This is a genomic window from Mycobacterium sp. 852002-51152_SCH6134967 (genome assembly GCF_001667105.1).
GTDB lineage: Bacteria > Actinomycetota > Actinomycetes > Mycobacteriales > Mycobacteriaceae > Mycobacterium > Mycobacterium neumannii_A.
The window spans coordinates 29385-53475 of record NZ_LZIK01000006.1; the positions used below are offsets into that span (position 1 = coordinate 29385).

At 67.3% G+C, this 24091-nt stretch carries 16 protein-coding genes and 1 pseudogene; 4 read left to right on the forward strand and 13 right to left on the reverse strand.

What is annotated here, in order from left to right; genetic code table 11:
* Positions 1-19: 19 nt before the first annotated feature.
* Both pepN and A5790_RS00940 read left to right on the forward strand, forming a co-directional pair.
* Positions 20-2605: an aminopeptidase N gene (gene pepN, locus A5790_RS00935; RefSeq protein ID WP_066840685.1), complete on the forward strand. Its 2586-nt coding sequence runs from the start codon at positions 20-22 to the stop codon at positions 2603-2605.
* A 97-nt stretch (positions 2606-2702) separates the two neighbouring features.
* Positions 2703-3053, forward strand: a complete 351-nt coding sequence (locus tag A5790_RS00940; RefSeq protein WP_156656269.1) for an HNH endonuclease — start codon at positions 2703-2705, stop codon at positions 3051-3053.
* Between the two features lie 86 nt (positions 3054-3139).
* Here A5790_RS00940 and A5790_RS00945 read toward each other — a convergent pair whose 3' ends face one another.
* Genes A5790_RS00945 through A5790_RS00955 form a run of 3 tightly spaced genes read right to left on the reverse strand, consistent with a single transcriptional unit; the run spans position 3140 to position 4590 of the window.
* Positions 3140-3625: a DUF5130 domain-containing protein gene (locus tag A5790_RS00945; RefSeq protein ID WP_066840691.1), complete on the reverse strand. Its 486-nt coding sequence runs from the start codon at positions 3623-3625 to the stop codon at positions 3140-3142.
* Positions 3612-3896, reverse strand: coding sequence for a hypothetical protein (locus tag A5790_RS00950; protein WP_197506136.1), 285 nt, complete (start codon positions 3894-3896; stop codon positions 3612-3614). The genes A5790_RS00945 and A5790_RS00950 overlap by 14 nt, the downstream gene beginning before the upstream one ends.
* A gap of 25 nt (positions 3897-3921) precedes the next feature.
* On the reverse strand, positions 3922-4590 hold the full coding sequence (locus A5790_RS00955) for an HNH endonuclease (protein WP_066840693.1): 669 nt from the start codon (positions 4588-4590) through the stop codon (positions 3922-3924).
* Positions 4591-4721: 131 nt separating this feature from the next.
* Between A5790_RS00955 and A5790_RS00960 the strand changes: the two genes are divergently transcribed.
* Together A5790_RS00960 and A5790_RS00965 are read left to right on the forward strand one after the other, a co-directional pair.
* On the forward strand, positions 4722-5126 hold the full coding sequence (locus A5790_RS00960; RefSeq protein ID WP_197696687.1) for a globin: 405 nt from the start codon (positions 4722-4724) through the stop codon (positions 5124-5126).
* On the forward strand, positions 5126-6691 hold the full coding sequence (locus A5790_RS00965) for a glycoside hydrolase family 13 protein (RefSeq protein WP_066840695.1): 1566 nt from the start codon (positions 5126-5128) through the stop codon (positions 6689-6691). Before A5790_RS00960 ends, A5790_RS00965 begins: the two co-directional genes overlap by 1 nt.
* 140 nt (positions 6692-6831) lie before the next feature.
* On the opposite strand, the gene A5790_RS00970 is transcribed toward A5790_RS00965, so the two are convergent.
* From A5790_RS00970 to A5790_RS01015, 10 genes and pseudogenes are all read right to left on the reverse strand, one after another.
* Complete coding sequence (locus A5790_RS00970; RefSeq protein WP_369829751.1) at positions 6832-7491, reverse strand: hypothetical protein; 660 nt, start codon at positions 7489-7491, stop codon at positions 6832-6834.
* Positions 7488-7931 (reverse strand): thioesterase family protein, encoded by a 444-nt coding sequence (locus A5790_RS00975; protein ID WP_066840697.1) that lies wholly within the window; start codon positions 7929-7931, stop codon positions 7488-7490. The genes A5790_RS00970 and A5790_RS00975 overlap by 4 nt, the downstream gene beginning before the upstream one ends.
* Positions 7928-12823 carry an NAD-glutamate dehydrogenase gene (locus A5790_RS00980; protein ID WP_066840699.1) on the reverse strand — a complete coding sequence of 1632 codons (4896 nt, stop codon included), beginning with the start codon at positions 12821-12823 and terminating at the stop codon, positions 7928-7930. The genes A5790_RS00975 and A5790_RS00980 overlap by 4 nt, the downstream gene beginning before the upstream one ends.
* 136 nt (positions 12824-12959) lie before the next feature.
* On the reverse strand, positions 12960-14633 hold the full coding sequence (ettA, locus tag A5790_RS00985) for an energy-dependent translational throttle protein EttA (protein WP_066840701.1): 1674 nt from the start codon (positions 14631-14633) through the stop codon (positions 12960-12962).
* Between the two features lie 123 nt (positions 14634-14756).
* The gene (locus tag A5790_RS00990; RefSeq protein ID WP_066840819.1) at positions 14757-15215 is read right to left on the reverse strand and encodes a single-stranded DNA-binding protein; all 459 of its coding nucleotides are present in this window, start codon (positions 15213-15215) and stop codon (positions 14757-14759) included.
* Between the two features lie 232 nt (positions 15216-15447).
* A pseudogene (locus tag A5790_RS00995) lies at positions 15448-16291 on the reverse strand (hypothetical protein).
* Between the two features lie 119 nt (positions 16292-16410).
* A complete protein-coding gene (locus A5790_RS01000) occupies positions 16411-18414 on the reverse strand; it encodes a cytochrome c oxidase assembly protein (RefSeq protein ID WP_066840703.1) in 2004 nt (667 codons plus the stop codon).
* A 119-nt stretch (positions 18415-18533) separates the two neighbouring features.
* On the reverse strand, positions 18534-20876 hold the full coding sequence (locus A5790_RS01005; RefSeq protein WP_066840704.1) for a glycerol-3-phosphate 1-O-acyltransferase: 2343 nt from the start codon (positions 20874-20876) through the stop codon (positions 18534-18536).
* A complete protein-coding gene (locus A5790_RS01010; RefSeq protein ID WP_066840705.1) occupies positions 20873-22528 on the reverse strand; it encodes an HAD-IB family hydrolase/lysophospholipid acyltransferase family protein in 1656 nt (551 codons plus the stop codon). The genes A5790_RS01005 and A5790_RS01010 overlap by 4 nt, the downstream gene beginning before the upstream one ends.
* Positions 22525-24009: a wax ester/triacylglycerol synthase family O-acyltransferase gene (locus A5790_RS01015; protein ID WP_066840706.1), complete on the reverse strand. Its 1485-nt coding sequence runs from the start codon at positions 24007-24009 to the stop codon at positions 22525-22527. The genes A5790_RS01010 and A5790_RS01015 overlap by 4 nt, the downstream gene beginning before the upstream one ends.
* Positions 24010-24091 lie beyond the last annotated feature (82 nt).

Genomic DNA, 24091 nt, shown 5'->3' on the forward strand with positions numbered 1-24091 from the left:
CGGGCGTTAGGTTGGTCGGGTGGCACTTCCCAACCTGACCCGTGACCAAGCCGTCGAACGCGCCGCCCTGGTCACCGTCGACAGTTACCGCATCGAACTCGACCTGACCGACGGCGCCGGCAAGCCCGGTGAACGCACGTTCCGGTCCACAACCACGGTCGAATTCGATGCCCTTCCCGGCGCCGACACCTACATCGACATCGCGGCCGACACGATCCACAGCGCCACCCTCAACGGCCGCGACATCGACGTGTCGGGCTATGACGAATCGACCGGCATCGCGCTGACCGGACTGGCCGGGCGAAACGTCCTTGTCGTCGACGCCGATTGCCGCTACTCCAACACCGGAGAGGGTCTGCACCGCTTCGTCGACCCCGTCGACGACGAGGTGTACCTGTACTCGCAATTCGAAACCGCCGACGCCAAGCGGATGTTCGCGTGCTTCGACCAACCGGATCTCAAGGCGGCCTTCGACGTCACGGTGACAGCGCCGTCGCACTGGGAGGTCGTGTCCAACGGCGCCACCGTCACCGTCGAGGACGCCGGTGCAGCCAGGCGGCACACCTTCGCCGCGACACCACGGATGAGCACGTATCTGGTGGCGCTCGTCGCCGGTCCATACGCACGCTGGGACGACGTGTACAGCGACGACCACGGCGACATTCCGCTGGGGTTGTTCTGCCGCAAGACGCTGGCCGAGTTCATGGACGCCGGGCGGCTGTTCACCGAGACCAAGCAGGGATTCGGCTTCTACCACAACAACTTCGGCATCCCGTATGCGTTCGGTAAGTACGACCAGCTGTTCGTACCGGAGTTCAACGCCGGCGCGATGGAGAACGCCGGCGCGGTGACGTTCCTCGAGGACTACGTCTTCCGCAGCAAGGTGACCCGAGCCTCCTACGAACGGCGCGCCGAGACCGTTCTGCACGAGATGGCGCACATGTGGTTCGGCGACCTGGTCACCATGCAGTGGTGGGATGACCTGTGGCTCAACGAGTCTTTCGCGACGTTCGCCTCGGTGCTGTGCCAGGCAGAAGCCACCGAGTACACCGAGGCGTGGACGACGTTCGCGAACGTGGAGAAGTCGTGGGCGTACCGCCAGGACCAACTGCCCTCCACCCATCCCGTCGCCGCCGACATCCCCGATCTGGCGGCCGTCGAAGTGAACTTCGACGGGATCACCTACGCCAAGGGCGCCAGCGTCCTCAAGCAACTGGTCGCCTACGTCGGCGAGGAGGAGTTCCTCTCCGGCCTGCGCGATTACTTCCGCGACCACGCGTTCGGCAACGCCACATTCGGTGACCTGCTGGGCGCGCTGGAGAAGGCCTCGGGGCGCGACCTGTCGGGATGGGGACAGCAGTGGCTTAAGACGACGGGCCTTAACACGCTGCGACCCGACTTCGACCTCGACGCCGAGGGCCGGTTCACCCGGTTCGCCATCGACCAGAGCGGGGCTGCGCCCGGCGCCGGTGAAACCCGGGTGCATCGCCTCGCGGTCGGAATCTACGACGACGACGGCTCCGGCAAGCTGGTGCGGGTGCATCGCGAGGAACTCGACATCGAGGGTTCGAGCACGGATGTGCCTGCGCTGCACGGTGTTCCGCGCGGCAAGTTGATTCTGGTCAACGACGACGACCTGACGTACTGCTCGCTGCGGCTGGACCAGGATTCGCTGCAGACGGTACTGACGCGCATCGCCGACATCGCCGAGCCGCTGCCGCGCACCCTGGCGTGGTCGGCGGCGTGGGAAATGACACGCGAGGCCGAGCTCAAGGCCCGCGAGTTCGTGTCGTTGGTATGCGGCGGTGTTCACGCCGAAACCGAAGTCGGTGTGCTGCAACGGCTTCTGCTGCAGGCCCAGACGGCGCTGAACTCCTACGCCGATCCGGAGTGGGCGCGCTCGTCGGGCTGGCCCGAGTTCGCCGACCGGTTGCTCGACCTGGCCCGCAGCGCCGAGGGCGGCTCCGATCACCAACTGGCCTACGTCAACGCGCTGTGTGGATCGGTGCTCGATCCGCGGCATGTGGAGGTGCTTTCGGCGCTGCTCGACGAAGACCCCGCGCTCAAGGGTCTGCCCGGTCTGGTCGTCGACACCGACTTGCGGTGGCGCATCGTGACCGCGCTCGCCGCCGCGGGCGCCGTCGACGCCGAGGGTATGGAGACGCCGTTCATCGACGCCGAGGCCCAACGCGATCCGACCGCGGCGGGACGCCGGCACGCCGCCGCAGCGTCGGCCGCGCGACCCGAACTGGCGGTCAAGGAAGCGGCGTGGGAGCAGGTGATCGAGGACGACACGCTGGCCAACATCACCGCGCGCGCGATCATCGGCGGCTTCGTTCAGCCCGGTCAGCAGGCGCTGCTGTCGCCGTTCCGCGAGAGGTACTTCGGCGCGATCGCGGGCGTGTGGCAGCGGCGCTCCAGCGAGGTGGCCCAGACCGTCGTCATCGGGTTGTACCCGTCGTGGGACATCAGCGAAGACGGGTTGGCCGCCGCCGACGAGTTCCTCGCCGACCCCGATGTACCGCCGCCGCTGCGCCGTCTGGTCATCGAGGGCCGCGCCGGTGTCGAGCGGTCCCTGCGCGCCCGCGCCTTCGACGTCACCTAAACCGCCGGACCTTTCTCTGCGCGAGCGACCGTGCTTGTACGCCGACACGCCGCGTCGGGCCGTACAAGAGCGGTCGCTCGCGGTGCATGCTGAGCGCGTGGCGGTCAGCAGAACTCGCCGGGCCAGGGCGGCCCGCAAGCGCAAGCGCCGACTCGGCGCCGTCGACAACGACCTCACGCCACAGCAGTGGCAAGCGCTGAAAGACGCGTGGAAGGGCTGCGCCTACTGCGGCGCGACAGATCGAGCGTTGCAGCGCGACTGCGTCATGGCAATCTCCCGCGGCGGCCGGTACACCATCGACAACGTCGTACCGGCGTGCGACTCGTGCAACACCAGCAAGTGCAACGACGAGGTCACCGCGTGGCTGCGGCGCAAGCGTCTCGACGAGCGGCGCTTCCTCGAGCGTTACGTCGAAATTCGTGCCGCGCTCGCACTCGATAAACCGTGACGCGCCCGCGAACGTGCGCATAACGCTGCTCTGGCGCGGTGTGTCGTGTACACACACGCACTCTCGCGCAACAGGGGAACGTGCGGTCAGGCCGGGGTGACGCCGGCGCTCATCACCCGCACCGCGCTGATCAACCCGTCCATCAGGTTGCCCTCTTTGAACGACGCGGCCGCCGCGGAGACGCCCAGCGGTGCGGCCTCTTCGATGCCGCGTCCCTTGACGTCGGCGCCGTAGACCACCTCGATCGCGTGCTGCTCGGGCGAGACCGCCAGCAGCACGGCGTTGTTCGGGGTAGGCACCTGAGCGAGGATCTCGCGCGCGGTGGCCGCCGTGTCGTCACCGAGATCGCCGATGTACACGGCGAACCGGGCCTTCGAAGCCCGCGAGCCGTATTTGAGCGCGTCGTCGAGGAACACCAGGTCCTTGGTCGGGAAGGGGTAGTCCAGAGACAGCTCACCCGGCTGCGTGACACCGGAGATTCGGCCGCTGGAGGTGACCACCCAACCCATCGGGAGGTCGGTGTGCTCGAGCGCGGCCCGATGGCCGGTTACCGCAACGTCACCACTTGCCACTGGCGCCGCCTCCAATCGTCACCGCGTTGGACTGGTGTTCACCCACGTTTCCGCCGTGGGCCGCCGAGTCGGCGGCCACACTGCGTCCGGTCGCGTGCCCGTGATCGGCGGGCTCGTCGGACGCCCACAGGATCGGGGCGTGCTTCCAAGGGTCGGACATCTTGTAGCTCGCCGGGTGCGGGCCCTTACTGCGCCAGATCAACAGGGCAAGGACGGCCGTCAGCCCGAGCGGCACCAAAGTCAGAAGCGCGATTGTCGTTGTGGTGCTCACGACGCAAACCGTATACCAGCCGCGTTTACGCCGCGCCCTCGCCCAGATATCTAACCCAAGACGGGTCGAGTTCCTTGACGCTGGACAACAGCCGCCAGTGCTGGCCCTTCGGCGGAACGGGCACTATGCGCAGCGACCATCCCAGCTCGGTGAGCAGCCGGTCGGCCTTGCGGTGATTGCACGACGAACAGGCCGCTACGCAGTTCTCCCACGAGTGCACTCCCCCGCGGCTGCGCGGAACCACATGGTCGACGGTGTCGGCCTTACTCCCGCAATAGGCGCAGCGAAACCGGTCGCGGTGCATCAAAGCCGCGCGCGTCATCGGGATGCGCGCCCGGTACGGCACCCGGACGTAGGAGCGCAACCGGATGACCGAGGGCACCACGATCGATCGGGTCGCCGAATGGATCACCGGCCCGCCGGGATCGTCATGCACGACGTCGGCCTTACCGCACATCAACATGATGACCGCCCGCCGCATGGGCAGAGCGGTCAACGGTTCGTAGGTGGAGTTCAGCAGCAGCACACGGCGACGACCCCAGATCGAGCCCTCGGTGGTACTCGGCGGATGGATGTCGACGCTGTGGAGGACGCGTGTCTGCGCGCCCGGTACCACCGACCCGGCTAGGGCGGTCGCGGCACCGTGACTCCGCTGGCCGGCCCTTTTGGACGGGCCTTTCTTGCGATGCGCCATACGTCCTCCGTCCGACAGTTCACCACGGATTCCTGTGAATCGCACGACAATTCTCGACGTGTTCGCAGGTCAGTCAGGTGAACATCGGGTGGTGCGCCCGCCTGACCTGGTCAATCCAGCAACAAGGAACAATGGTCGGCGTGACACAGCCACAGAGGTCGTTCTATGACGAAGTCGGTGGCCACGAGACGTTCCGCGTGATCGTGGCGCGGTTCTACGAGTTGGTCCGCGAGGACGAAATCCTGCGTCCGCTCTACCCCGAGGAGGACCTCGGACCGGCCGAGGTGCGGCTGCGGATGTTCCTCGAGCAGTACTGGGGCGGCCCCCGCACGTACTCCGACCAGCGTGGGCATCCGCGGTTGAGGATGCGCCACGCCCCGTTCCGGATCGGCTACATCGAACGCGACGCGTGGCTGCGGTGCATGCACACCGCGGTCGCGGAGATCGACTCGCACACACTCGACGACGAGCACCGTAAAGAGCTGCTGGCCTACCTGGAGATGGCCGCGCATTCGATGGTGAACGCGCCGTTCTAATGACGAATCCTTGGTGGTCTGACGCGCTGTTCTATCAGGTCTATCCGCGCTCGTTCCGCGACAGCAACGGTGACGGGGTCGGCGACCTCGACGGGGTGACCTCCGGCCTGCACTATCTCAAGGCACTCGGCGTCGACGCGATCTGGCTCAACCCGGTGATGGTCTCGCCGATGGCCGACAACGGCTACGACGTAACCGACCCGCGCGACGTCGACCCTCTGTTCGGCGACCTGGCGGCGTTGGACCGGCTCACCGCCGCCGCCCATGACCTGGGCATGAAGGTGACGATGGATCTGGTGCCCAACCACACCAGCTCCGCGCATCCATGGTTCCAGGCGGCGCTGGCCGCGAGCCCGGGCAGCGCGCAGCGCGAGCGCTACATCTTCCGCGACGGCACCGGGCCCGGCGGTTCGAAACCCCCCAACAATTGGCTGTCGGTGTTCGGTGGGCCTGCGTGGACCCGGGTGACCGAAGCCGACGGCAACCCCGGCCAGTGGTATCTGCACCTGTTCGACGCCGAGCAGCCCGACCTCAACTGGGAGAACCCCGAGGTCTTCGACGACCTCGAACGGACACTGCGGTTCTGGCTCGACCGCGGCGTCGACGGCTTCCGCATCGACGTCGCGCACGGGATGGCCAAGCCGCCCGGGCTTCCCGACATGAAGATCGTGGGACGCGAGATGCTGCTGGCCGAGATGGACGACGATCCCCGGTTCAACAACGACGGCGTGCACGAGATCCATCGCCGGATCCGGCGGGTGTTCGACGACTATCCGGAATCCGTTGCGATCGGCGAGGTCTGGGTCTACGACAACGAGCAGTTCGCACGCTACGTGCGTCCCGACGAACTGCATCTGGGCTTCAACTTCCGGCTCCTGCGCGCGGCGTTCGACGCCGCCGACATCCGTCACGCGATCGAGAACTCGATGGCCGCAGCCGGATTGGTGGATGCCGTCCCGACGTGGACGCTGGCCAACCACGACGTCGACCGCGTGCCCACCCGCTACGGCGGCGGTGCCGTCGGCTCTGCCCGCGCCACGGCGATGGCCCTGGTCATGCTGGCGCTGCCCGGGCCCGTGTTCATCTACAACGGCGAGGAACTGGGCCTGCCGAACGCCGACCTCCCCGACGAGGCGCTGCGCGACCCGGTGTGGGAGCGCTCCGGGCACACCCGCCGCGGGCGCGACGGCAGCAGGGTTCCGATGCCGTGGGAGGGCGACACCCCTCCGTTCGGGTTCTCGGATAACCCGGACACCTGGTTGCCGATTCCCCCGGAATGGTCGGCGCTGACGGTTGAGAAGCAGTTGGCGGATCCGTCGTCGACGCTGGCGTTCTTCCATCGCGCTTTCGAATTGCGTTCACAGCGTGCCGAATTCGACGGTTCGATGGTCGAGTGGCTGGACTCGCCCGCCGACAGCCTGGTGTTTCACCGCACCGGCGGGTTGGTGTGTGTGCTGAACGCCGGCTCGCGGCCGATACCGCTGCCGGAGGGTCAGGTTCTGCTGGCGAGCGCGGAGGTGTCCGACGGCGCCCTGCCGCCCGACAGCGCGGCGTGGTTGGTCTAGCGATCGCACGCTAGGGCGCTGTGAGCGATGCGCGCTCGCGGTGGCGCGAGCGACCGCAAGATGTACGCCGCTAGCGGCGTGTCGCTGTGCAAACACGGACACTCGCCGGCTTCGCGCGTGAGCCCACACGGCGGGAAAAGTCAGCGCAGGACGACGGCCGGATCGCCGCGGCGGCGGTACACCGAACCGAACCGCGCGTCGATGCGCAGCCACGCCGGCGTCACCCGCACCCGAACGATCTCATCGGCTCCCACCGCTGATCCCGACTGCGGCAGGAAACCCATTGCCGTCAAAGCGAATACACACCTCATCGGGATACCGACGCTGTCGTCGCCGGAACTGACCGCGACGACCTCCTGGTCCAGCAGCGACACCGGCGGACCGTGACTGCTGGAGTGCTCTTTGGCCAACTCCCCACCGCGCTGCGCCAAGTCGAGCACGACGCGGGCGGGCACATCGTCGAGGTGTACGAAGCCGGAGTCCGGCGGAAGCACTCCGCGCCAGGCGGAATCCAGCGCGAAGCCGGGTTCGACGAAACCGGTTCCGTCGATGGTCCGCAGACCCTCGGCCAGCGCGTCGGCCCCCGCCGAAAGATCCGGCGGATTGACCCGGCCCTCCACAACCCGGCTGGCCAGCACATCGAATCCCGTTGCAACCCAGGCGACCAGCACTTCCTCGGACCGTTGACGCAGCCTGATCACCGCGGCTTCGTCGAGACGTAAAGCCCGCTCGGTGAACGTCGCGAGGTCTCCGCGATGCGGTAGCTCGGTCAGCCAGAGGCCCCGCTCGGAGCGCGTCATCGTGTCCAGCGCTGCAGATACTCTTTTTGCTGCGGCGAAAGCCGGTGCAAACGCTGCTCTTTGATGTGCACAGCGGCCAACTGGGTGTCCGCGATCACCGCGGGCTTCGAGTCCGGCGGCGCGCCCACCGATCGCACCTCGTAGCCGACGGTGAAATCGACCGAGCGCACGCGCTTCGACCACATGGTCACCTGAAGCGGCGAGTCGATCAGCCGCAACTGGGCCTTGTACGCGATGTTGACCTCGGCGATGAGCAAGCCGATGGTCTCGATCTCCGGGCCGAACGGTTCTCGCAGGAATGGGATCCGGGCTTCCTCGAGGATCGTCACCATGGTGGCGTGGTTGATGTGCTGGTACATGTCGATGTCCGACCACCGCACATGGACCGGCGCGACAAACCCTGCCCCACTCGTGGTGCGCGCGAGATCAGCGCCTGTCATCGAGAAGTCCCCGTTCCACTGGTCCGTGTCATGCTGCGAATCTGACGCGCCGCCACCGACAGCGTCGCGAGGTCGTGCTGACCGCTTTCATGAATCTCGTCGAGCGTGCGACGGGCGCGGTCCACCCGGGAACCGTTCGTCGTCTCCCATTCGGCGATCTTCTCCTCACCCGTCTCCTCAGGTTCACCCACCGCCAGCACGTCCAGGCACAGAGCGCGCAGCGACCCGTAGATGTCGTCGCGAATCGCCAGTCGCGCCAACGAATGCCAGCGGTCGTCGCGCTCGAGCCGCGACACCGCGGTGAGCAGCGTATCGGTGTTGAGGTAGTTCATCAGCGCGAAGTAGGTGTCGGCCACCTCGTCGGGTTCGCGCTCCACGATGTCCCCGATGTCGATGATGTCGAGAAGGCTGAACTGGTACAGCCCCGTGGCCACCTCGTACGCCAGATCCTCGGGGACTCCGCGCGAGGTGAGGTCGTCGGCCTCCTTGGCCACGATGGCCTCGTCCTCGCCACGCAGCCACTCGGACATCCGCGGTGTCAATGCCGCGACTTTGGCCGCGAACCGGTTGGTCTCGGCGCCCACCGCCAGCGGCTGAGGACGGTAGTTGAGCAGCCAGCGCCCGGCCCGGTCCACCAGCCGCCGCAGATCCAGGGTCATCCGGTCGGTCACCGCAACCGAAACGCCGTCTTCCCCCGCCGCGCGGATCTGCCGCCAGAGGTCGCTGATCCGGAAGATCGCGTTGGCCGCGGCATAACTGCGCACGGCGTCCAGCGGGCCCACCCCGGCGTCCTCGCTGATGCGGTACACGTAGGTGATTCCGCTGGTGTCGATGACGTCGTTGACCAGCATGGTCGTGACGATCTCGCGGCGCAGTTCGTGCGACCGGATCTCCGCGGCGAACGGCTCACGTAACTTCTCGGGGAAGTACCACGGCAGCCGGGAGGCGAACGCCTCCTGATCGGGCAGCTCGCTTGCCAACAGGTCGGCCTTCAACGCAAGCTTGACGTGAGCCATCAGCGTGGCGAGTTCCGGTGAGGTCAAACCCATTCCGGCATCGGTGCGGCGGTGGATCTCCTTCTCCGACGGCAGCGCTTCGAGTTCACGGTTGAGGCCGCGGTCGGCGACGAAGGCCTTGATCATCCGCGAGTGCACCGGAAGCAGGCTTGCCGAGTTGGCGCGGCTGGTGCCCATCAGATCGTTCTGATCCTCGTTGTCCCTGAGCACCAGCCGGCCGACCTCGTCGGTCATCGACAGCAACAGTTCGGTGCGATCTTCGGGGCTGACCTTGCCCGCAGTGACCAGCGAGTCGATCAGGATCTTGATGTTGACCTCATGATCGGAGCAGTCGACCCCAGCCGAGTTGTCCAGCGCGTCGGTGTTGATGCGGCCACCGGCGAGGTCGAACTCGATACGCCCGAGCGCGGTCACACCGAGGTTGCCGCCCTCACCGACCACCTTGGCCCGCAACTGGTTTCCGTTCACCCGGACCGGGTCGTTCGCACGGTCGCCGACGTCGGCGTCGGATTCGGACTCGGCCTTGATGTAGGTGCCGATACCACCGTTGAACAACAGGTCGGCGGGCGCCTTCAAGATCGCCTTGATCAGGTTGGGCGGGGTCAGCTCATCGACGTCGTCGTCGATGCCCAGCGCGGCGCGGGCCTGCGAGCTGATCTGGATCGACTTGTGCTCCCTGCTGTAGACGCCGCCGCCCTCGCTGATCAGCGAGGAGTCGTAGTCCTCCCAGCTCGACCGCGGCAGGTCGAACAGACGCTTGCGCTCCTCCCACGAGCGCGCCGCGTCGGGATCGGGGTCGATGAAGATGTGACGGTGGTCGAAGGCAGCCAACAGGCGAATGTGCTTGGACAGCAACATGCCGTTGCCGAACACGTCGCCGCTCATGTCGCCGACACCGACGACGGTGAAGTCTTCGGACTGGGTGTCGACACCCATTTCGCGGAAGTGCCGCTTGACCGACTCCCACGCGCCTCTGGCGGTGATGCCCATGGCTTTGTGGTCGTACCCCACGGAACCGCCCGAGGCGAACGCGTCACCGAGCCAGAAGCCGTAGGACTTGGCGACCTCGTTGGCGATGTCGGAAAACGTCGCGGTGCCCTTGTCGGCGGCGACGACGAGATAGGCGTCGTCGCCGTCGCGGCGCACCACATCCGGCGGCGGAACCACCTGTCCGGACCCCTTGTCGACGTTGTCGGTCAGGTCGAGCAGACCGGCGATGAACAGCTTGTAACACGACACGCCCTCGGCGCGTTGCGCTTCGCGGTCGTCGGCGGCATCTCCGGTCGGTGTCGGCGGCTGCTTGACGACGAAACCGCCCTTGGCGCCGACAGGCACGATCACCGCGTTCTTGACAGCCTGCGCCTTGACCAACCCGAGGATTTCGGTGCGGAAGTCCTCGCGGCGGTCCGACCAGCGCAAGCCGCCGCGCGCGACGTAACCGAACCGCAGGTGCACACCCTCGACCCGCGGCGAGTACACGAAGATCTCGAACTTCGGTCGCGGCAGCGGTAATTCGTCGATCAATCCGGGATCGAGTTTGAACGACAACACGTCCTCGTACCGGGCCGACTCCTGCCGCCTGACGAAGTAGTTGGTGCGCAGCGTCGCCTGGATCATCGACGCGAACGCCCGCAGCACGCGGTCGGTGTCCAGGCTGACCAGTGCGTCGATGTCGGCACTCACCGCCGCCGCGGCCGCCTGGGCGTCACGACGTTTCGGTGCGTCCTCCTGCTCGTCCTCGAACGGACAGAACAGCGCCTCGAACAGTTCGACCAAGGAACGGGCGGTCTTGGCGTGGTCGTTGACGACGGCCTCGATGTGTGACTGGCTGTACGGAAAACCCGCCTGCCGCAGGTATTTCGCGTAGCTGCGCAGCACCGAGACCTGCTGCCAGTTCAGGCCGGCCCGCATCACCAGCTCGTTGAACCGGTCGGTCTCGGCGCGGCCCTGCCAGATCGCGGTCAGCGCGTCGGCGAAACGCGTGGCGGTTCCGGTTCGTTCGGATTCGGACTCGATGTGCGGGATCGACTTGTGCGGTGAGATTTTAAACTGGTAGATCCACACTACGAGCCCGTCGGGACGTTCGACGGTGAACGGTCGCTCTTCGAGAACCACCACGCCCATCGACTGCAGCATCGGCAGCAGATCGCTCAGCGACGCCGAGTGCCCGCCCAGATATAACGTGAGCTGCGCGGTGCCCTCCTCGAGATCGGTGAGCACCGGTTGGATCGAACCGTCCTGCAGGTCTTCGATGACCGCGATGTCGGCGATCGCGTCGAGCGGCGCGACCGCCTGCTTGTAGGCCTCGGAAAAGGCGGCGGAATAGTGTTGCGCCGTGCGCTGATTGATCGAACCCGTCTTCACCGCGCCGATCAACCGGTCGCCCCAGGTGCGCGCCGCTTCGGTGAGCAGATCCTGGATCCGCGACTCGTTGTTCGGGGATGTGTCGATGTCGCGGGCGGTGGTGCCGTCGGGCATTCGTACCGCGAAATGAACCACCGCCCATGGCGATTCGCTCACCCGCGCGGTGTACTCGATGCTGACACCGCCGAGTTCGCGCACGAGGATGTCCTGCATCTCCAACCGCACGGCGGTGGTGTAGCGGTCGCGCGGCAGGTACACCAGGCACGAGACGAACTGCGCGAGCGAATCGGCACGCATGAACAGCAACGTGCGCCGCCGGGACCCGAGGTCGACGACGGCCTTCACCATGTCCAGCACGTCCTGCGCCGACAGGGCGAACAATTCCGAGCGCGGGATGGTCTGGATGATGTCGAGCAGCAGTTGTCCGGGGTGGCTGGGGTCGTTGCGGGACAGCGACAGCGCTTCGGTCACCCTGCGCGAGATCAACGGGATCTCAAGCACGTTGGCGTTCATGGCCGCCACCGTGAACAAGCCGACGAAGCGGTGTTCGATGACGGTCGGTCCGTGTTGTTCGCGCACGACCGCGATGTGAGGGTAGGCGCCGTAACGCAGATAGCTCGGAATGGTGGCCTGCGCCAACACGAGAAGGTCGTCGTCGTCGTCGGTCAGCGGCGGCAGCACGTCGTGGCGCAGCCGAAGCGCCCCCAGCCGGCTGGACGGATCGACCGACGACCGGCCGTCCTGTATCGAACACCGCTGGTAGCCCAGCAGCACGAAATGTCCGTCGGCCAGCCATCGCAACAGAGCGGCGACGTCCTCGCGGTCGGGTCCGCGGAACCTGCCGCCGGTGTCGGTGGCCACGTCGTGCGCCAACCGGCGCAGCGTCGACGACAGCTCGTCAGAATCGAGCGCGACGTGACGTGCATCGGCGAGCACGCTCGGGAGCATCTGCGCCACCTGAGCCAGCGCTTTGGGGTCGACGGTCGCCGCGAGCTGGACGTGGATCCAGGCCTCGAACACCCCGTCGCGGGACCCGCCGGCTTCAGTGGCCGGCGCGATGTCGAGGAGTTCGCCTGCGCGCGCACGGTGTACCCGCAGCACCGGGTTCATGATCGCGGTGTAGGCGACGCCGAAGCGGTGCAGCAGCACCGTGACCGAGTCCATCACCATCGCGGAGTTGTCGGTGACGATCTGCAGCGCGGGCCCGAACCCGGCCGGGTCGTCGGCGCGGTACACCTCGACGCGGGTATCGCCGTAGGGGCGGAAGCGACCGAGCCGGTGATGCGCGGCGATGAGGCTCGGCGTGACGACCTGATGCGCCGTCGCCGTCACCGGCATGGTGACCGTGGAATCGGCGGCGGGCGCGTCGGCGTGCGGACCCCGATAGGTCTCCAGATAGGCCCGCGCGAGCCGCCCCATGGTCTGGTCGTCAAGTCCAGGAGAGTGGTTGGCCCCGGTGACGCCGACCCCGGCGCCCGCTGATCTCCCGACGTCTCCCGGATTCACCGACATGCGACGCTCCTGAACTGTAGGCGCGGACCTCCGCCGTTGGATGTCACCACCAGCCCCGATGAGCGAAGCGGCTCCGCGGTCCGCAGAAGTCGACCCTAGTAGCCCGCGCGCGGGCTTTGCGGGTACCCCGCCGGATCTAGTCGCGGGTGAGCTTTCGGTGCGTCACGCGGTGCGGGCGGGCGGCCTCTGCGCCGAGCCGTTCGACCTTGTTCTCCTCGTAGGCACCGAAGTTGCCCTCGAACCAGAACCACTTGGCCTCGTTGTCCTCGTCGCCCTCCCACGCCAGGATGTGGGTACACGTGCGGTCCAGGAACCACCGGTCGTGGGAGATCACGACCGCGCAGCCGGGGAAGCTCTCGAGCGCGTTCTCCAGCGATGACAGCGTTTCGACGTCCAGGTCGTTGGTCGGCTCGTCGAGCAGGATCAGGTTGCCGCCCTCCTTGAGGGTCAACGCGAGGTTGAGCCGGTTGCGTTCACCGCCGGACAGCACACCGGCCGGCTTCTGCTGGTCCGGCCCCTTGAAGCCGAACGCGGAGACGTAAGCCCGCGAGGGGATTTCGTTCTGGCCGACCTCGATGTAATCCAGCCCGTCGGAGACGACCTCCCACACCGTCTTCTTCGGGTCGATGCCCGCACGGCTCTGGTCGACGTAGCTCAACTTGACCGTCTCGCCGACCTTGACCGTGCCGCTGTCGGGCTGCTCGAGGCCCACGATGGTCTTGAACAGCGTCGTCTTACCGACACCGTTGGGACCGATGACCCCGACGATGCCGTTACGCGGCAGCGTGAACGACAGGTCCTTGATCAGGGTGCGGCCGTCGAAGCCCTTGTCGAGGTGCTCCACCTCGACGACGACGTTGCCCAGCCGTGGCGGCGTCGGAATCTGGATCTCCTCGAAGTCGAGCTTGCGAGTCTTCTCCGCCTCGGCGGCCATCTCCTCGTAGCGCTGCAGGCGGGCCTTGCTCTTGGCCTGCCGCGCCTTGGCGCCCGACCGAACCCAGGCGAGCTCGTCTTGGAGACGCTTCTGCAATTTGGCGTCCTTGCGTCCCTGCACGGCGACGCGCTCGGCCTTCTTCTCCAGATACGTCGAGTAGTTGCCCTCGTACGGATACGCCCGTCCGCGGTCGAGTTCGAGGATCCACTCGGCCACGTTGTCCAGGAAGTACCGGTCGTGCGTGACGGCGAGGATCGCGCCCTTGTACTCGGCGAGGTGCTGTTCGAGCCACTGCACGCTCTCGGCGTCCAGGTGGTTGGTGGGCTCATCGAGAAGCAGCAGGTCGGGCTTGGACAGCAGAAGCTTGCACAACGCGACCCGGCGGCGCTCGCCTCCGGACAGATGGGTGACCGGCTCGTCGGGCGGCGGGCAGCGCAACGCGTCCATCGCCTGCTCGAGCTGGGAGTCGATGTCCCAGGCGTCGGCGGCGTCGAGCTCCTCCTGCAGCCGGCCCATCTCCTCCATCAGCTCATCGGAGTAGTCGGTGGCCATCAGCTCGGCAACCTCGTTGTAGCGGTTCAGCTTCTCCTTGATCGCCACGCCCTCTTCGACGTTCTCGCGGACGGTCTTGTCCTCGTTGAGCGGCGGTTCCTGCTGCAGGATGCCCACAGTCGCTCCGGGCTGCAGGAACGCGTCGCCGTTGTTGGGCTGGTCCAGCCCGGCCATGATCCGCAAGACGCTCGACTTGCCGGCCCCGTTGGGACCGACGACGCCGATCTTCGCGCCCGGAAGGAAGTTCAGGCTGACGTCGTCGAGGATGACCTTGTCGCCGTGCGCCTTGCGGACCTTCCGCATCGAATAGATGAATTCGGCCATGCCGTGGGATGCCTTTCAAAAGTTGCGAGTCTCTCGGGTGATGCTCGCGGACCATCGTAGGCGTGGCCCCGCCGGCGCAGCCGAGTGAGCTACTCGAGGTCCTGCGCCGGCGGCGTCCCCGCGCTACGCGGTCAGGGGCAGCGCCGTGTCGGGCTGCTCCGTGTCGTCGTCATCACCGGTGTCTTCGGAGTGGTTTTCCGGGTCGGTGAACCGCTGTTCGGACTGCTGCCGCCCTCGGTCGATGCGTGCCGTGCACCGGGCCAGATCCGGCCCGACCGATGTGGCCCGCACTTCGACCGACGAGCGTCGGTTGCCGTCCCGGTCATCGTATTCGCTTGTGTAAACGTGTCCGACGACGATGACGGGGTCGCCCTTGACCAGCGCCGCGCTGGGCCCGGCAACCACCCTCCCCCAGCAATTCACCGTCACGAACAACGAGTTTCCGGGCTCCCATGTTCCCTCGGCCGTGCGGCGGCGCGAGTTGCTCGCGACCCGGAACCGGACCATCTCCTGATCCCCCACCCGCCGATGGATCGGGTCGGTGACGATGTTGCCGACGATGGTGAACGGTGTCTCGAACATTACGATCTCCTGTTTCTTTGCGTTTGCTTGCCGATCGCCTTGTGGCGTCTCGGTGACACCGCTATTGAGCGCCGCGGCGCCGACACCGGGACTCGGCACGCTCCGTCGCCGGGCGGCCCTGTGGATGAATTCGTCGTTGTGGATGGTGCGTTCGTTGTCGCCAGACCGACGTTTTGGCTGGTTTACTCACCCGCGATCGACCATTGCGTCGGTTTCGAGGCGTCCCCGGAACCTACGGGCGCCAGCCCCGCGACAGCAGGGCGTTTCGCGCCTGCTCGACGATGTCGACCCCGCGGTCCTCTTTGATGACGTGGATGACGTGCCAGCCGAGCCGCTGCAGTACGCGATTGACCTGAACGTCGAGCACGTACTGTCGCCGGCTGGTGAGGTGTTGTTCTCCGTCGTACTCCGCGCCGACTTTGAAGTCCTCCCAACACATGTCGATGCGCCGGACGTAGCGGTCCCACTCGTCACGGACGACGAATTGTGTGGCGGGGCCAGGTAGGCCGGCATCGATGAACAGCAGCCGCAGCCACGTTTCCCTCGGCGACTCGGCGCCACCGTCGACGAGCGGCAGCGCCGCCCGTAGCCGGCGCAGACCACGCACACCGCGATGACGTTTCGCCAGTAGCGCGACGTCCTCGGTGGCGAACGGGCACGCATTCATCAACGCGTCCAGGCGTGCGACAGCCCGGGTCACGAGGCTGATGGCGGCCCAGGTCGAACGCGGTCCGGGCCGGCGTGGTCACCCGGATGCCCGCGACCGAGGTGACCTCGTCCTCGTCCAGGGTCTCGTCGCGCACGATCAGCCCGCGCTGGCGCCGGACCGCCGCGACCAATTCGATGGGAACGTCGTCCACGACCCATTTCGCCCCGTGCATCGCGGAGGCGGCTACCCCGGCGATCACCGCCGAAGGCGAGGCGCAGGATACGCCGGCGATCCTCTCGCGGAGCGACACCTCGTGGCCTCGCGGGATGTAGACGCCGCGGTACAGCGGCCGATAGTGACTGCGCAGGCGTGCCCTCGTGAGGTGGCCGGCGGCCACGGCGTCACGGCCGACGAACGGAATCTCCACACTGGTGGGACGCAGACGGCCGCCGGTCTGGCTCCCACCGTTCCCGAAACCGACGCAATGGTCGATTCGCGGGCCGGAAACCAGCCAAAGCGTCGGTCTGGGCGCCAGCTCGCCGGATCTCAGCGCGACGAGGCGTCGCGGCGGGCGAGCTCGGCGAGCATCGCGTTGTAGGCGACGAGCTCCGCGTCGTCGTCGCGGTCGGCGGCCCGGTCGATTCGTTTGGCCGTGCGCTGGTCGCTGCGCGTCCACTGGATCAGCAGCGCGAGCATCACCACCACGAGCGGGACCTCACCAGCGGCCCAGGCGATTCCACCGCCGGTGCGCTGATCGGCGAGCAAGTCGGTGTGCCAGCTCAACTGCAGTGACCGGTAGAACGGCTCGCCCAGCACGGTCTTGGTGCCCATCAGCACCACACCGAAGAACGCGTGCAACGGCAGCGACGCGAACACCATCGCGACCTTGCCCAGGTGAGGAATCTGGCGCGGTGCCGGATCGATGCCGATCGTGACCCAATAGAAGAGGTATCCGCTGAGCAGGAAGTGCAGATTCATCAGCACATGTGCGCCGTGCTTGTCGACCGCCGCGTCGAACAGCCCGCCGAAGTAGAGCCCATAGAAACCGGCGACGAAGATGACCGTCGCGATGATCGGCTGGGTCAGGAATCGCGACACCCGCGAGTGCAACGCGGCCAGCAGCCACTCCCTCGGACCCGGCGGCTCGCCGCGTCCCGCCGTCGGCAGCGCCCGCAGGGCCAGCGTCATCGGCGCGCCGAGCACCAGCAGGATCGGCACCAGCATCGACAGCGTCATGTGGGCGATCATGTGCATCGAGAACATGGCGGGCATGTAGCGGCCCAGCCCCGACGACGTCGCGATCAGCAGCGACGCGCAGCCGCACAGCCAACCCAGCGTCCGTCCGACCGGCCACGCGTCACCCCGACGGCGAAGCCGACGCACACCGAGCAGGTAGACCACCGCGAAGACGATCGCGGCGGTGCCGAAGATCAGGTCGAAACGCCAGTCGAGCAGGATCCGCTCGAAAGTGGGCGGGCCTGCGAGGTCGTATCCGATCGCCACCTCGACCGGGCTGGGCTGTTCGACCAGCGGCGGTGGAGGAGTGCGACCGAGCCCGACCGCGATGCCGAACGTCGCCCCGAACAGCAGCGCCTCGAGCAGCGCCAGACGCACCAGCGGACCGCGTGCGTCCGGGTCGTCCTGCAACGCGGCCACCGCGGAGCGGCGTTGCCACCAGCCGATCACCGCGAGCAGGGACAGTGCGCAGATCTTCGCGACGATCAACCAGCCGTACTCGGTGCGCACCAGGTCGGCCGGTTCGACGCGCACGAGCGCGTTGATCACGCCGCTGACGGCCATGACGACGAAGCACCAGAACGCGAGCGCCGAGAACCGGCGGGCGGCGAGGTCGGCGTGCTTACCGCGCCGCATCGCATGTACCAGCAGGGCGAGCAGCCCGCCCGCCCACAGCGCAGCGGCACCCAGGTGAAACAACAGGCTGTTGGTGGCCATGTCGTGGGCGCCGCCGGTGGACGAATGCCCGGCCAACCCGAGCGGGATCAGCGTCGTCAACGCCCCGCCCAGCAGGACCGGCGTCCAGGACCAGCGCAGCACCGGCAGGCTGGCGACCGTGACGGCGGCGGCCAGGAACGCCGTCCACCGCCACGCGCTGGCCATGTCGACGAGGTCGGCCGCCGACCAGACGGCCACCGGGTCGAGAGTCTCGCTCAGTGGCTGACCGGAGACGTCGGAGACCGTCAGCGGAACCATCAGCGCCGCGCACACCGTCCACGCCGCGGACGCGCCGGTGCCCAGGCGCAGCGCGCGGTACCCGCCGGCGTCGAGCACGCCGTTGGTTTGAGGCGGCGTCAGGAACGCGGCGAACAGGAAGGACCCGACGGCGATGACCGCCGCGATCTCGCCTGCGGCCCGAACGAACGGCAGTCCGTAGGTCGTGATCGGCCCGGGATCCGGCAGGCCGGTCGCACTCAGCGCGTCGGCCAGCGACAGAGCGCCGATGCCCGCGGCGATCGTCCCCGCCAGGACGGCGACCCCGACCAGCACCGGCCATACCGCGCTGGTGCGCACGCCCGATGCCGTCGTCGTCATCCCACCAGCGTATGGCGCGGCTCAGCCGCTAGGGGAATCGCCGAGCGTACGGTTGCTCACGCCGCTGCTCGCTTGGGTTCAAGTCGCGAAACACGTACCCAATCGTGCGCTCGGCGGACTCAGGAGGCTTGGCGCGCCTCACGGCGCGCGATCTCACGCGCGATGAACTGCTCGCGGGCGATCTGCTCGACCTTGTCCATATCGCGCAGGATGGCCCGCAGTTCGTCCCGGAACGCGGTGCGGCGCTCGTGCAGGTCGGCGGCGGGTTCGAGCAGGTCCTGGTCGGCGGCGACCTGGCGGGCGGTCGCGAACAGCAACGCCGACACCGCTTCGTTGCTGCGCACCCGGCTCTGCGCGACGTACTGGTTGCCCAGTCCGAGCGCCTTCTTCGTCAGGTCCTTCTCGTCGATCTCGGCAGGCGCGTCGAGCAGCGCATCGGCGACGATTTGGTACGCCTCGAAGAAGGGTCGCAGCATGGCGCCCGCCAACAGCGGCGACTTGGTCCGCAGTAATTCCTCGACCCGCTGTTCGCCGCCGGTCACCTGCTCCTCCCAGCCGCTCTGCCAGGACAGCTCCTCGGCGACGTGCTCGCGGAACGCCGCCGAATCGGCGAAGTAGAAGTCGAACTTGAGCAGATCGCGCAGCCGCATCACCTGCGACCAGAACGCCTCCAGCCGGTCGGACCCCGCGCGGCCGGCGTGCACCAGCGCCAACTCGACCAACGAGGTCTCGAGGAACGCGTCGATGAGGGTGTTGCGGTAGAACGCCGCTTCGTGTTCGTCCTCTGCAGCGATCCGCCAGACGGGCTCGCGCCCGCCCTCGACGCAGGTGACGGGGTGGCGGTTGGACAGCGCGTCGAGCGCGGCCCGCACACCTTCTGGGGTGCGTAACCGCAACGCGCTGTTGGTCATCGGGGTCTGCTTACGCTCGAGGTAGTCCAGCGACGGCTGCAGCGTGTGATGAATCTGGCTCAGCGTCAACGCGATTCCGCGCGTGGTAAGCAACAGCGCCGACACCAGCGCCGAGGCGTTGACCGGAGTAGCCCGCAGGATCCGCCACGACACTTCGAACGCCATCTTCTGCAGGGCAAGGCGTTTGGCGCTCTCATCGGTGGTCATCGGCCCGTGCGGCGCACCGAGGTACTCGCGCATGGAGACGGCCTCGGGAAAGCGGACGTAGATCTTGCCGTAGTTGCGCTCGCCCTGGGCCTTGATGAAGTTGTACATCCACGACAGGCTTTCGGGCGTCTTCTCGCCGCCGCGGGCGTAGGCGGCGTATTCGGACGTCTCGTGCAGCTGGTCGAAGCTGATCGACACGGGCTGCAGCAGGATGTCCTCGCTGCGGGCGTCGAGGTACGCGTCGGCCACGTAGGCGAGCAGGCCCAGCTTGGGCGGCAACATCTTTCCGGTCCGCGACCGGGTGCCCTCGATCGACCAGCTGAGGTTGAATCGCTTCTCGACGATGTAGCCGACGAACTGCCGCAGCACGTACTTGTAGAGCGGGTCGTCGAGCTTGCGACGCAGGAAGATGACGCCCGAATGGCGCATCAACGGCCCCATGAAGCCGAACGAGAGGTTGATGCCCGCGAAGGTGTGCACCGGCGGTAACCGGTTCTCCTGCATCGCCACCGGAACGATCACGCCGTCGAGGTAGGACCGGTGCGAGAACAACAGCACGGCCGGATGGTTCTCCAGGTTGCGCCGCATCAACTCGACTTCGTCGCGGTCGTAGTCGATGTTGGGATCGAAGCCGCGGCTGAAGATCGCGCGCCCCAACGACGGAATCAGATCGACGGAGAACCGGCTCCACCCCGTGGAGAGTTCGTCGAGCATCTCTCCCGCGGTCTCCAGGTCCGCACCCGGAATCTTGGACAGGCCTTCGCGGAAACGCGCCGACGCCAACAACTCCGGCTTGATGAGCCGTGGTGACTTGTATTCCGGCCCCAGCAGCCGCAGTTCGACCCGCTCGATCGCCAGGATCGCGCGGCGGATCACGAAACGCGCGAATTCCCGGGGGTTTTCGGCGACGGTGGTGTCGGCCCATTGCTGACGCAGTTCGGAGACCTTCGCCGGTTCACCGGCGACGACGCGGGCTCGCGTCCGGTCGCGGCGCAGGATGCGGCGCTGCAGGATCTCGGGCGGACGGTAGGTGTCGCGGCCCGAGAGCAGCGCCACCACCTTGGATCGGGTGGGCAGGCCGCCTGGCACCCAGAACACGCGCACAGGCACCACGGAGCGGTCTTCTCCCGCTTCGAGTTCGGACACCAGCGAAGCCAGCACACCGGCAGGCGGGTCCTCGTACGGCAACAGCAGGACGTCGATCTTGGCCTCGGGGTTCTCGCGCCGTTGCCGCTCGAGCCAGTCGTCGAGCAGATCACGTTCGGCCGCGGAGGAAGCCGACGCCAGCACCAGCGCGTCACCGGTGGGCGTGAAGGGCGTGTACTGGTCGACGGACGGCTTCACGGACGCCCCCTCCCCGCGGATTTCGGTGCCGACTTCTTGGCGGCCGGCGCATTACGCACCGACTTCGTCGCGGTCTTGGCCTCGGACTTGGTCGCCTTCTTCGCCGCCTTCTTCGCCGCCGACTTCTTGGCGGGGGTGTTCTTCGGCCGTACATTGCGGTCGTAGAGCTCGGAAAGAGACGACTCGTCGTGCGGCCAGTTCGCCAACGTGTCGAGGTAGAGCTGGCGCACCTCGGCGATGCGCTCCCCGAGATTGTCGTGCGTCCAGTCGTCGACCGGGATCGGCGGATAGACCACGACGTCGACCTTGCCGGGGTTGAAGGTGCTCGAATCGCGCGCCGCGATCACTTCGGCGTTGCGAATGACGATGGGCACCACCGGAATACCGGCCGACATGGCGATCCGGAACGGCCCCTTCTTGAATGGCCCCACCTCGGTTGTGTCCAGCCGGGTGCCCTCCGGCGCGATCAGGATCGACAGCCCCTTGCCCGCGAGTTCCTCGACCTTCTTGAGCCCCTCGACCGCCTTCTGCGGGTCCTCGCGGTCGATGAACGCGGCGTCCATGATCTTGCCGAGGGTGCCGACGATCGGATCCTTCTCCAATTCCTTCTTGCCCACCGACGTGAAGTTGGTGTCCACCAAGTGGCCTGCGATCAACGGGTCGGCCTGGTTGCGGTGATTGAACAGGAACACCGCGGGACGCTTCTTGGTCAGGTTCTCCTTGCCCAACACGTTGATGTTGATGCCAAGGGTGCTCATCAGCGCTCGGCCGAAGGCCGCGGTGAAGAAGTTGACCCCGTTGCGCTTGCTTCGCGTCAACAGCCCCAGGCCGAGCGCCCCTGCCGCGATGGGTCCCATGGTGGCGATACCCGCCGCCGTGCGCAGTTGCGAGACCGGGCTCGCGCCACTGCGACTGCTGAAGCGCAGCACCGGCCAGCCCCGCTTCGCGGCGACCGCGGCGAGTTTGCCTCCCGGATTCGTCGGGCGCGGGTTTCCCACCAGATACATCAGCGCGACGTCCTCGTCGCCGTCGGCGTAGAAGTAGCTCTTCGACAGGTCGACACCGTGCTCGGCGGCGAACTTCTGCACCGCCCTGGCCTTGCCCGGCCCCCAGATGATCGGGCGCGTCACCTCGCCGGTGAGCAATCCGTGTTCGTCGATCTCGAACTTGTTGCTCAACACATTCGAGATGCCGAGGAAGCGGGCGACGGGCTCGACCTGCACCGTCAGCGCCGAGGAGCTGAGGACGACGGTGTGGCCGCGGGCCATGTGCGCGCGCACCAACTCGCGCATCTCGGGATAGATCCGGCCGACGATCTTCTGGACGAACAACCGCTCGGCGAGTTCGTCGACGTCCTCGAGCGAATTGCCGCGCAGCATGCGCGCACCCTTGCCGATCAGGTCCTCGAACTCCGACCGCCCCAGTTGGTGGTTGAGGCCGGCCTGAACCATGCCGATGAACTCGCCCATCGACATCTGGCGACGACGAAACCGGTCCTGCGTCATCACGACGCCGGTGAAGCCGGCGACCAGGGTGCCGTCGAGATCGAAGAACGCACCGACTTCGGGTCCCTGCGGGCTGGCCTGGATCTCGGCGACCGAACCCGGCAGCCGCATGGTGCGCCGGGCACTCTGGTCGTTTGGCGAAGTCATTGCGCTGCACTCCCATTCGACGACGAGACAGTGGAAGGGGCCGGGTCGACGGTGAACGAGGCGGGTTCGGCTCGACCGTCGCCGCCCAGGGCGAGGACCTCGTCGAAACCCGACAGCAGGCAGCGCGCCCACAACTCCTGGTCGGTGATCGCCGCGCGGTCGTAGCGGGTGGTGATCGTGCAGTACCCGGAGCGCGAGATCAGCACCACCATCATCGCCACGCCCGGTAGCGGGCCAAGTCCGTACTGGCGCAGGACTTTTGCGCCCGCGATGTAGGTGTCCCCCGCGTACACCGGGACATTGCTGGCCTGGACGTCGGAGTTCACGATCGAGCCGGCCATCGTCTCGAGGGCGGTGTCGGGCAGCAGCCCGACCAACGGAGCGATGGCGCTGACCATGTCGATCGCGCGTTCCTCGCGCTTGGTGGTCATCTGCGAGCGGATGTTGCGGATGCGGATCTCGGGGTCCGTCAGGCCGATCGGCGCGGCGAGGTTCAGACCCGCGAACCGGTTTCCGCCCGCCGGGTCCGCATCCGAGCGGAGGTTGACCGGAACGGCCATCGGCAGCGTGTCGAGCGGTACGCCCTTGGCTTCGTGGTAGAGCCGCAGCGCACCGCACAAACCCGCCAGATACGCGTCGTTGATCGAACCGCCGGCCGCCTTGGCGGCCCGGTGCAGGATGCCGAACTCGATGTCGATGGCTTCGCTGCGCGACGACAGGCTGCGTCGCCGCAGCACCGGCGACGGATCGGCGACCGGACCGATCACGCGCGCACCCGACATGGCGTATCCGACAGCGCCGCCGAGCCGGGAGATCGGGTCGCGGATCACCTCCCCTGCAACGTGCGCGGCGCCGAACAACGCTCCGCGCACGCGACCCGCGATGGTGCCGGGCAGCCGGACGAGCCCTTGGCGCATCAGGTCGTTGGGCGACAAATCCTGCGGGATGGGAAGGGGCGGCAGCGGCTGCGGCGACGGGTCGCGCTCGAGGTCATAGAGATTGGCGAACATCTCGACTCCGCCGACCCCGTCGGTGACCGCATGGCTGAGGTGAACGACCATCGCGGCGCGGTCGTCGGCGAGCCCCTCGACCAGCGTTGCCGTCCACAGCGGCCGGGAGATGTCGAGCGGCGACTGCGCGGCCACCTCGGCGAGGTCGAGCACCTGACGGAACGTGCCGGGGTGCGGGGCGCGCACCCGACGGAGGTGGAAGTCGAGGTTGAAGTCGGGGTCCACCACCCACCTCGGCGCCACGGTCGGCAGCGTCGGCATCACGACCTTCTGCCGCAGCCGCAGAACCTTGCGCGAGGCGGCGTCGAACTTGGCGCGGAACGTATCCCACTCCGGCGCGCAATCCAGAAGCTCGACGGTCATGATCCCCGAGCGGGTACGCGGATTGGCCTCGCCGCGGTGCAGGATCTGGTCGAGTGGGCTGAGTTCCTCAGGAAGTCCCGCCGCGTCGAGTTCCGGCACGTCGCTCATGGGCCGTCGCGTCCTCCTGCTCGTGATCGTGTGGCCACCACGCTAGTCGGCGGTGCGAGGCGGCGAGGCGGCTTTAATCCGT